This window comes from Phaeobacter sp. HF9A, from assembly GCF_011806385.1.
Taxonomy (GTDB): Bacteria; Pseudomonadota; Alphaproteobacteria; order Rhodobacterales; family Rhodobacteraceae; genus Epibacterium.
This window is the reverse complement of the sequence record NZ_JAATOX010000027.1, coordinates 26,919-37,008: the sequence shown is the minus strand read 5'-3', so window position 1 is coordinate 37,008 and position 10,090 is coordinate 26,919. Positions and strand designations below refer to the sequence as shown.

At 64.9% G+C, this 10,090-nt stretch carries 8 protein-coding genes; 7 read left to right on the top strand and 1 reads right to left on the bottom strand.

Annotated elements, in window-relative coordinates; translation table 11 throughout:
• From HCZ87_RS07285 to cydX, 7 genes are all read left to right on the top strand, one after another.
• Positions 1–744: ParB/RepB/Spo0J family partition protein (locus HCZ87_RS07285; RefSeq protein ID WP_167643106.1), on the top strand; the 744-nt coding region annotated here is incomplete at its 5' end.
• A 173-nt stretch (positions 745–917) separates the two neighbouring features.
• Positions 918–2,204: a plasmid replication protein RepC gene (gene repC / locus HCZ87_RS07280; RefSeq protein WP_167643105.1), complete on the top strand. Its 1,287-nt coding sequence runs from the start codon at positions 918–920 to the stop codon at positions 2,202–2,204.
• Positions 2,205–2,779: 575 nt separating this feature from the next.
• A complete protein-coding gene (locus tag HCZ87_RS07275) occupies positions 2,780–4,405 on the top strand; it encodes an ABC transporter ATP-binding protein/permease (RefSeq protein WP_167643104.1) in 1,626 nt (541 codons plus the stop codon).
• A complete protein-coding gene (locus HCZ87_RS07270; protein WP_167643103.1) occupies positions 4,402–6,048 on the top strand; it encodes an amino acid ABC transporter ATP-binding/permease protein in 1,647 nt (548 codons plus the stop codon). The genes HCZ87_RS07275 and HCZ87_RS07270 overlap by 4 nt, the downstream gene beginning before the upstream one ends.
• Before the next feature lie 132 nt (positions 6,049–6,180).
• Entirely contained in the window at positions 6,181–7,785 is a 1,605-nt protein-coding gene (locus tag HCZ87_RS07265) for a cytochrome ubiquinol oxidase subunit I (RefSeq protein WP_167643102.1), read from the top strand.
• Positions 7,786–7,790: 5 nt separating this feature from the next.
• Positions 7,791–8,954, top strand: coding sequence for a cytochrome d ubiquinol oxidase subunit II (gene cydB, locus HCZ87_RS07260; RefSeq protein ID WP_167643101.1), 1,164 nt, complete (start codon positions 7,791–7,793; stop codon positions 8,952–8,954).
• A 13-nt stretch (positions 8,955–8,967) separates the two neighbouring features.
• A complete protein-coding gene (gene cydX / locus HCZ87_RS07255) occupies positions 8,968–9,105 on the top strand; it encodes a cytochrome bd-I oxidase subunit CydX (RefSeq protein WP_167643100.1) in 138 nt (45 codons plus the stop codon).
• 65 nt (positions 9,106–9,170) lie between these two features.
• On the opposite strand, the gene HCZ87_RS07250 is transcribed toward cydX, so the two are convergent.
• Entirely contained in the window at positions 9,171–10,046 is an 876-nt protein-coding gene (locus tag HCZ87_RS07250; protein ID WP_167643099.1) for a GNAT family N-acetyltransferase, read from the bottom strand.
• Positions 10,047–10,090: the final 44 nt, after the last annotated feature.

Here is a 10,090-nt window from a genome sequence, read left to right as displayed (position 1 = left end):
GACCCCGCCCACAGCGAACGCTACCTGTTGGTCTATGGCCGTCGGCGGCTGGAGGCGATCCGCGCCTCTGACAAGGTGGAAAAGGTCCGCGCGCTGGTTGCCAAACTGGATGACGACAGCGCCGTGCGGGCGCAGATTTCCGAAAACATGGCGCGGCGCGATCTGTCCTTTATTGAAAAGGCGCTGTTCGCCCGGGATCTGGTCGAGAACGGCTTTGGCAACCAGAGCCAGGTCGCCGAGGTGCTTACCGTCAGCAAATCCGCCATCTCCATGGCCATGGCCATCGTTGAGACCGTCGGCGTTGATCTGGTGCGGGCAATCGGCTCTGCCCATGGGATCGGCCGGCCCCGCTGGGACGAGCTCGGCAAATCCATCGTCGCCAGCGACGCCGACCCGGCCCGGCTGATCCAGATCGCCGAGGATGTGCATACCGCCGCCACCGTGGCGCTCGTCAACGGCGAGCCCGCGCCGGAACAGGATCCCTCCGTCAGCGCCTTTGACGCGGTGATGAAAGCGGTGGGCAGCCCCCCTGCCCCGAAAGCCGCGCCCAGCAAGCCGCGCAACCCCGCGCGCCCGCTGACCATCGCAGGCAGCCGCAGCGGCAGCGTCAAGCGCACCGCCAAAGGGGTACAGATCGACCTCGCCGACAGCGCCTTTGCCAGCTGGGTCGAGGCCGAGGCCGAAGAGTTGATCGAAGAGCTTCACGCCCGCTGGCTTCAGCGGTCCGAAGACCAAAACCAATAAACAAGAGCAGCAAGCAAAGGAGGCACGAGCCGACAAAAGAAAAGGTCCCGCAAAGACACCGCTCCACGAGACCCTAACTTGTTTCTAGCACCTTCAAGGTAGTGTCACGCGATTCAAACTGCAAGTCCTATGTGATTCGCAGAACGGGATTTCTTTGTCTTCGTGAATAAAAAATGGGGTATCAACCTGTAACGCCTTTTGGGCGCACCGTTGAGTCTGTCCTGATCGCACGTCAAACGCAGCATCGGATCAGATCTCAGGCGGAGCGATTCGACGCCAACACGCCTGCGCCGGTGCGCAAGTGGGACATCCTGCGCGAACTGGCGACCGCCCGGCAGCATTTCGGGCTCAGTGATCGCGACATCACCGTGCTGCAAGCGCTACTCAGCTTCTGGCCCAAGACCGATCTGGACCCCAGCCAGGAACTGGTCATCCACCCCTCCAACCGCAGCATCTGCGAGCGGCTCAACGGCATGGCGAATTCCACCATGCGCCGCTATCTCGGGCGGCTGGTGGAGGCCGGGTTTCTGCTGCGTCGTGACAGCCCCAACGGCAAGCGCTACGCCCGCCGCTATGGAGGCGAAAAGGTTGCCTATGGGTTTGACCTCACCCCCCTACTGCATCGCCATGCCGAAATCAGCGCCGCCGCCGCCGAGACCCGCGCCGATGCGCATCAGCTCAAGCTCCTGCGCGAGACCGTCAGCCTGATGCGGCGCGACCTTGCGGGCCTGTCTGAATATGGCGCGAGCCTGCACCCTGATGCGGCGCTTTGGGACCGTCTTAGCGACCTTGCTGCGCTCACCGCCCGTGCTCTGCGGCGCAAGCTCTCCGCGTCCGAGCTGCGCGACATTCAAGCCGAACTCAAAGCCGCGCTGGAAGAGGCCCGCGACATTCTGGACCCCTTGGAAGAAGCTCAGAACACCACACAGATCGGCGTCGATACAGGCAAACTGAGCAGCAGCGCCGCCGAAATTGAGCAGCACCATCAGAATTCACAGAAAGACTCATTTGAATCTGAATCTGCGCTGAAGGTTCAGGACCCGTTGCCCAGGCCATCGCAAGACTCGCGAAAGCATGTGCAAGTGGTTAAGACGGAGCGCGCGAAGAAAAGAGAGCCTTTGCCCGGAGATGCTAAGCTCCCGAATATACCGCTTAGCCTAGTGTTGTCGGCCTGTCCCGATATTCAAGTCTACGCGCCCGAGCCGATCCGTCACTGGCACCAACTGGTTCGTCTGGCCCATACGGTCAGCCCAATGATGGGGATTTCTTCATCGGCTTGGGATGATGCGCTGAGGGTTCTCGGCCCTGAAGAAGCCGCCGTGGTTGTTGCTGCGATGCTGCAACGATTTGCAGAGATCAAATCCCCAGGCGGCTATCTGCGTCGCCTGACCAGCAAGGCGCGCGAAGGGGCATTTTCCTGTGGGCCCATGGTCATGGCATTGGTTCGTCATGCGGCTTGAGGGGGTGAGGGTCTGGAGTTCACAACTGTGAACAATGAAGGGCATTCCGTTTCCGTCCTTGGTTTTGGTTGGGTTCACAGCTGTGAACTTCTCAACCGCTGTGATCTTATTCCGAGCCATCGGCGAACGGAGGAGCAGCAGGGTCCGATCACTCTACCGCACAGAGATAAAAACCCCGCGACCACCGCGTGCGCAGGATTTACGCCTTCGAAACGATCTTCCACCCGCAATTCACGCAGTTGAGCCACTATCCGCGCTGCAACGCCATGAAATGCGGCGCAATCTATTGAAATGGCTCGACAAAACATAAAACCACTGCGTTTTCCTGCGTGACGGAGAATTTTAGGCCCAAATCAGACCAAAAAGCGGGAAATTCGAATGGCTTCGCGAGGATTTTCACCACCCGCCATCATAACCCCCGCGCTAAGCTGGGTTGTGATGGTCCGTCGCATGGCGGATGTCAGGAAATCGGCTCAGTATAGGGCGAGACGACAGATGATCCCGTGCGCTAGATCAGGCCGCTTTGTCCAAGACAGATGTCGCAGATCTCAATGATGCAGAACAAGGTAACAGCGATGACGACCCCCAAAGACGATTGCGCCGGGCAGGAACGGCTGGGCGGGCTGCTATCGCTGGGCGCGAGCCTGGTCTGGCTGGCCGTCGCCGCGTTGATTGCCGTTGTCTTTGGCCGGCTGCTGTCGGGCGCTGTGGTTCCTGTCGCGATGACGGGGGCCGGGCTGTTGCTCTTGTGGGGGCTGCGGGCGTGGCTGGACACGATGGCGCAAGCGCGACTGGGGCGGGCCGCGGATGCGCGGATTGCGGCGCTGCGCGAAGAGATCCTGACGGTGGAGGCCGGCGCGGCGGCGCAATCCGCGCTTGGCGGGGCCGGGGCGCTGGCCGCCTTGAGCGCCGAAAAGCTGGAGGCGCTGCGTCCGGCCTTGCTGCGCTATCGACCGGCGCGTTTGCGAATGATGGTCGTGCCGCCGGTGATCCTGCTGATCGCGCTTTGGCACAGTTGGGCGGTGGCGCTGGTGCTGCTGCTGGCGGGGCCGCTGATCCCGGTCTTCATGGCGCTGGTGGGCTGGGCGGCAAAGGAGGCCAGTGCCCGCCAGATGCAGGACGTCGGGCAGCTGAGCGATTTGCTGGTGGATCGGCTTGCGGCGCTGTCTGATCTGCGCCTGATCGGGGCCGGGCCGACGACGGTGGCCCGCTTTGCCGAGGCCAGCGACGACTTGCGCCAGCGCAGCATGGCGGTGTTGCGCATCGCCTTTTTGTCCTCGACCGTCCTGGAGCTGTTCTCGGCGCTTGGGGTGGCGATGGTTGCGATCTGGGTGGGGTTTTCCTTGCTGGGAGAGCTGAGCTGGGGCGGCTGGGGCAGGGCGCTTACGCCGACGGCGGGGCTCTATCTGCTGCTGTTGGCGCCGGAGTTCTTTCAGCCGCTGCGCGATCTTGCGGCGGCCTGGCACGACCGTGCGGCGGCGGATGCGGTGATGGAGGAGGTTGCGCTTTGGCGGCAGGATACGCGCCCGCAGCGCATGGGGCAGGGCGAGCGCGCGACCCCGCTTGCCCCGATCACAGGGCTGGAGACGCGGGGGCTGTGCCATCGCGGTGTCGCTTATCCTGATGTCCGTCTTGCGCCCGGTGACAGTCTTGCGATCGAGGGGGCAAGCGGGGCGGGCAAGACCACGCTCTTGCGCCTGATTGCGGGTTTGGAGCGGCCAGAGGCGGGCGCGATCCTGATCAATGGCAGCCCGCTGACAGAGCAAACGGCGGATGCCTGGCGGGCCTTGATCGGCTGGATGCCGCAGGCGCCGCATTTTCTGAATGGCTCGCTGCGGTATAACATCGGCTTTGGCGCAGAGGTTCGGCAGGACACCCTGACGGCGGCGGGACTGGCGGAGGTGATCGCTCGGCTGCCGCGCGGCGATCTGACCTTGCTGGGCGAGCGCGGTGCGGGGCTTTCTGGCGGCGAGGGGCGGCGGGTGACGCTGGCGCGCGCCCTGCATGGCGGGCCGGGGCTGTTGATCGCGGATGAGCCGACGGCGGATCTGGATGCGGAAACCGCGCGGCGGGTGGGCGACAGCCTGCTGGAGTTTGCAGACAAGGGCGGCATGCTGCTGGTGGCGACGCATGATCGGGCGCTGGCGGCGCGACTGGCGCGGCGCATCACCATCCCGGCACGGAAGGCGGTGGCGTCATGAAGGATCTGGTCGCGCTCATTTTCACGGTGCTGAAGGCAGAACGAGGGGCGCTGTTGCGCGGGGGCGTGCTTGCGATCACCGTGCTGGCCATGGGGGTGGCGCTGCTGGCGCTGTCGGGCTGGTTCATCCTGGCGACGGCGGCGGCGGGCATGGCGGGGCTGGGGGTTCTGTTCAACGTCTTTGCGCCCTCGGCCATGGTGCGTTTTCTCGCGCTGGGACGTACGGCGGCGCGCTATGGCGAGCGGGTGCTGACCCATGACGCGACCCTGCGCGCGGTCTCGGGCCTGCGGGTGTCGCTGCTGCGCGGGCTGTTGCGCCGGCCCCATCGGGCACTGGAGCGGCTGCGCGCGGCGTCGGAGCTGAACCGGATCACCGCGGATACAGAGGCGCTCGATGGGGCGCTGTTGCGGCTGTTCCTGCCGGCGCTGGCGGGCGGGATCACGATCCTCTCGGTGTCGCTGCTGCTGTGGTGGCTGGTGGCGCCTGTGGTGGGCGCCATCATCGGGCTGGGCTATCTGGTTCTGCCAACAGCGATTTTCCTGCTCGGACAGCGGATTGCGCGGCGTCCGGCGCGGCGGGCGGAGGCCGCGCTTCAGGCTGGGCGCAGCCGCATGGTCGATCTTGTTTCGGGGCGCGAGGATCTGGCCGTCTATGGGCAGCTGGCGGTGGCGCGGGCGCGGACGGCGGCGGCCTTTGACCGGGCGGCGCAGGCGCGCGACCAGTTGGAGCGGATCGAGCGCCACACCGGCATGATGCTGGATATGGTGAGCGCGCTGGTCACGACCGGCTGCCTTCTGGCCGGCATCACGCTGGTGCAGGCGGGGCGGATCCAGGTGGCCGCGGCGGCGGTTGGCGTCTTTGCGGCGCTGGCCCTGGCAGAGGCGGTGGCCCCGGTGCGGCGCGCGCTGGCGGAGATCGGGCGGATGCGGCAGGCGGCGCGGCGGCTGCGGCCTGCGCTGCGGGGCGATGCGCCCGAGGCAGAGACCGCGCTGCCGGGCGATGTTGCCGAGGGGGTCGAGCTGCGGGGGGTGACCTTTGAGGCCGCGGGCATGCCGTTGTTTGCGCCGGTGTCCCTGTCGGTCCGCCCCGGCGAGACGGTTGTGCTGGAAGGCGCCAGCGGCTGCGGCAAGAGCACGGTGCTGCTCCTGGCGATCGGGGCGCTGACGGCGGCGCGGGGCAGGGTGCGGCTGTTTGGCGTTGATCCGGTGCAGCTTTCGGTTGCGCAGGTGACGCAACAATGCGTGCTGGTGACACAGCGGGCGGCGCTGATTGCGGATACGGTCGCGGCGAACCTGCGTCTTGCGGCCCCTGCGGCCAGCGATGCTGCGCTCTGGGCGGCGCTGGAGGCGGTGTGCCTGGCTGACACGCTGCGCCCGCGCGGCGGCTTGGCGCTGCGGCTGGGGCCCCGGGGCGCGGGGCTCTCGGGCGGGGAAGCGCGGCGGCTGGTGCTGGCGCGGGCGATCCTGCGCTCGCCCCGGCTGCTGCTTCTGGACGAGCCGACAGAGGGGCTGGACGCGGCAACCGCCCGCGAGGTGATGAGGGGGGTGCGACAAAGCTGCCCTGACGCGGCGTTGCTTGTTGCGGCGCATCGTGCGGCTGAGCGAGAACAAGCTGACCGCTGCGTCAGAATTCGAAGGGCGTGAGGGACTGCGCGCCAATAATACCGGCATCTGGGATGCGCATTTGATTTAGATCATATTCGCATCTCGAATATTGAATATAAAAGGCGAAAATTCGCATCTCTCCTGCGAATTGAATTTGAAAGGATCACGCTCATGGAGATCGGACTGGTCGAGCTGTCGCGCATGCAATTTGCGCTGACGGCGATGTATCACTTCCTTTTCGTGCCGCTGACGCTGGGTCTGTCGATCCTCGTGGCGATCATGGAAACCGTCTATGTCATGACGAACCGCCCCATCTGGCGGCAAATGACAAAATTCTGGGGCATGCTGTTTGGCATCAACTTTGCCCTTGGCGTTGCCACCGGCATCACCATGGAATTCCAGTTCGGCATGAACTGGTCGTATTATTCGCATTACGTCGGCGATATCTTTGGCGCCCCATTGGCGATCGAGGGGCTGATGGCCTTCTTCCTGGAGGCGACCTTTGTGGGGTTGTTCTTCTTTGGCTGGGACAAGCTGTCGAAGGTGCAGCACCTGATGGTGGCCTGGCTGGTGGCGATCGGGTCGAATTTCTCGGCGCTGTGGATTCTGATCGCCAATGGCTGGATGCAGAACCCGGTTGGCGCGACCTTCAATCCTGAAACCATGCGGATGGAGATGACCTCCTTTTTTGACGTGGTGTTCAACCAGGTGGCGCAGGCGAAATTCGTGCATACAGTCAGCGCGGGCTATGTCACCGCCTCGGTCTTTGTGCTGGGGGTATCGGCGCTCTATCTGCTTCAGGATCGGCACAAGGATCTGGCGCGGCGCTCGATCGCGGTGGCGGCCTCCTTTGGGCTTGCGGCGGCGCTCTCGGTCGTGGTGCTGGGCGATGAATCCGGCTATTCCGCCAGCCACACGCAGAAAATGAAGCTCGCCGCGATCGAGGCGATGTGGGAGACCGAACCGGCGCCGGCGCATTTCACCCTTGTCGGCATCCCGGACCAGGAGGCGCGCGAGACCCATTACGCGGTGCATATTCCCTGGGTGATGGGGCTGATCGGGACCCGCAGCCTGGACGAGGAGATCCCCGGCATCAACGAGCTGGTGGCGCAGGCCGAGAGCCGGATCCGCAGTGGCATCAAGGCCTATGACGCGCTGATGACCATCCGTGCGACCCGCGGCAATGTTCCCGCCGAGGCACGGGCCGAATTTGACGCCCATGCCGCGGATCTTGGCTTTGCCTTCCTGCTGAAACGCTATGTCGAGGACCCGCGCGAGGCGTCGGAGGCGCAGATCAAGATGGCCGCTGATGACACCGTGCCGGGGGTCTTGCCGCTGTTCTGGGCCTTCCGCCTGATGGTGGCGCTTGGCTTCAGCTTTATTGCGGTGATGGCGTATTTCTTCTGGCGTGCCTCGTTTCGCAACATGCAGTTCCCGCGCTGGTCGCTCTATGCTGCCGTTGCGATCATCCCGACGCCGTGGATCGCGGCGGAGCTGGGCTGGTTCGTTGCGGAATTCGGGCGCCAGCCCTGGACCGTGGACGGGGTGCTGCCGACGGCAATGTCCGCCTCGCATCTGACGATCGCGGATCTGTTGATCACGCTGGCGGGCTTTATCCTGTTTTACACGGTGCTGTTCATCGTCGAGATGAGCCTGATGGTGAAATACATCCGCAAGGGCCCGTTCCAGGATGTCGCTGAAACCGAAGCCTGGCAGGCCCGGCACGAGGCGCGGCTGCGCCAGCGTCCCGACGCATCTGCCACCCCTGCGGAGTAACGGATATGATCCTTTATGAATTGATCGACTACGACATCCTGCGTGTCACCTGGTGGGCGCTTCTGGGCGTGTTGCTGATCGGATTTGCCCTGACCGATGGCTTTGACATGGGGGTGGGGGCGTTGTTGCCCTTTGTCGCCAGGACGGACACGGAGCGCCGCGTCGTCATCAACAGCGTCGGCCCGGTCTGGGAAGGCAACCAGGTGTGGTTCATCCTCGGCGGTGGCGCGATCTTTGCCGCCTGGCCGCCGCTCTATGCGGTGTCGTTCAGCGGCTTTTATCTGGCGATGTTTGTGGTGCTGGCGGCGCTGATCCTGCGTCCGGTGGCGTTCAAGTACCGCTCCAAACGCGAGAGCGCCGGATGGCGTGCGGGTTGGGACAGGGCGCTGTTCGTGGGCGGCGCGGTGCCTGCGCTGCTGTTTGGCGTGGCGGTGGGCAATGTGCTGCTGGGCGTGCCGTTTCACCTGACCGAGGACCTGGTGCCGATGTATGACGGCAGCTTTTACGGCAAGTTCCTGGGCCTGTTGCGACCCTTTGCGCTGCTCGCCGGGGTGGTGTCCTTTTCGATGCTGCTGATGCATGGCGCGGCCTGGCTGTCGCTGAAGACCGAAGGCGTGATCGCCGCGCGCGCCCGGCGCATCGGCACCCTGGCCGGGCTGGTCGCGGCGGGCGGCTATGCGCTGGCCGGCCTGTGGCTGGCCTTTGGGATCGACGGGTTTTCGCTGGTCAATGAGGCGGTCGTGGATGGCCCGTCCAATCCGCTCTATTCCGAGGTGAGCCATGGCGGCTCCTGGCTGGCGGCCTATGGGCTGCGCCCCTGGATCGCGGTGGCGCCGGTCATGGGCTTTGTCGGGATCGCGCTGGCGGTGCTGGGGCTGCGGGCCGGGCGCGAGGTTTCGACCCTATTGTGGTCGAAGATGGCGATCACTGGCATCATTGCCTCGGTCGGGCTGACGATGTTTCCCTTCATCCTGCCCTCGACCGTGAAGCCGGACAGTTCGCTGACGGTCTGGGATGCGTCAAGTTCGCATCAGACGCTGTTCATCATGCTGGTGTGCGCGCTGATCTTCATGCCGCTGATCCTGGCCTATACCGCCTGGGTCTATAAGGTGCTCTGGGGCAAGGTCACCGAGGACGACATCGCCGAACACAGCGAGACGCTCTACTGAAAGGACTGAAATCATGTGGTATTTTTCCTGGCTCCTGGGCCTTCCGCTGGCCGCTGCCTTTGCCGTGCTGAACGCGATGTGGCTGGAGCTGCGCAGCGATGCCTGCCTCGCGGACGAGGGCGATTGCCCGGTGGGCGAGCATAAGAGCTAAAAGAGCGGTCGGGGCCTGTGCGGCGGGCCCCGACCACGACGCCCGCCCGCCGGCCTGCGCCTGCGCTAGCTCAACGCGTGACCGGCGAGGCCGTAGACCGATGGCGCATCTGCCGTCGGGGTGAGGAAGGGGCGGCCCTTGGACATGGTGATGACCGTTTCGGTGGTGCCAAGACCACAGCGGTTGAGGAAGTCGGCAAAGGCGCCCTGCGCCTGCCGGGTGTCGATCCGCGCATGGCCGCCCTTGAGCGCCCGCAGATGCCACGCGGCGAGCTGGATCGCATCCTGGTCATTTTGCGCGACGATCGGGCCGATCACATGGCCGCGCCCAAACTCGTGGCGCATGGCATAGCCGGCGACGTCGCCGTCGCGCATCAGCACGCAAGAGACCGAGATCTCGGCCAGGAGCGCAAGCTGGCGCGCCCGGTCGGTGCCAAAGGCCCGCGCATCAAAGCCAAAGACCGCGTCGATATGATCGGCGGGCAGGGCCGTGAGCGTGCCATCCACAGGGCCGATGTCGGGACTGTCGCAGAGGCTGCCCTGACGCATGTAGACGGTCGCCTCGGTCTGGAAATCCAGCGACACATAGAGCGGATAGGCGACCTTGGTGGCGTTCAGGCTGAGGTTGCGGCCGTCGCAGCGTTCCAGCACCTGTTCCATCAGCCAGCGACCGGCCCCATTGGCCTGCGCGCGCGGCGTGGTGATGACCAGCCCGACGGTGGCGAAATCCGTGCCATGGGGAAACCACATGGCGCTGCCAAAGACCCGGCCAATGCCGTCCACGGCGACGATGCCTTCTCCGACGCGGCGCAGGAAGTCCCAATCCGCGGGCCGATGCGGCCAGCCGACCCCGATCGACAGCGCATGCAGCAGATCGACGTCAATCTCGTCAATATCCTGGGCCACCAGGTCGAAGGACTTCACGCGAACAGATTTAGCCATGAGAACTCCTTCATCAATGGGCGGGACGGCGACAGAAGCCCCTG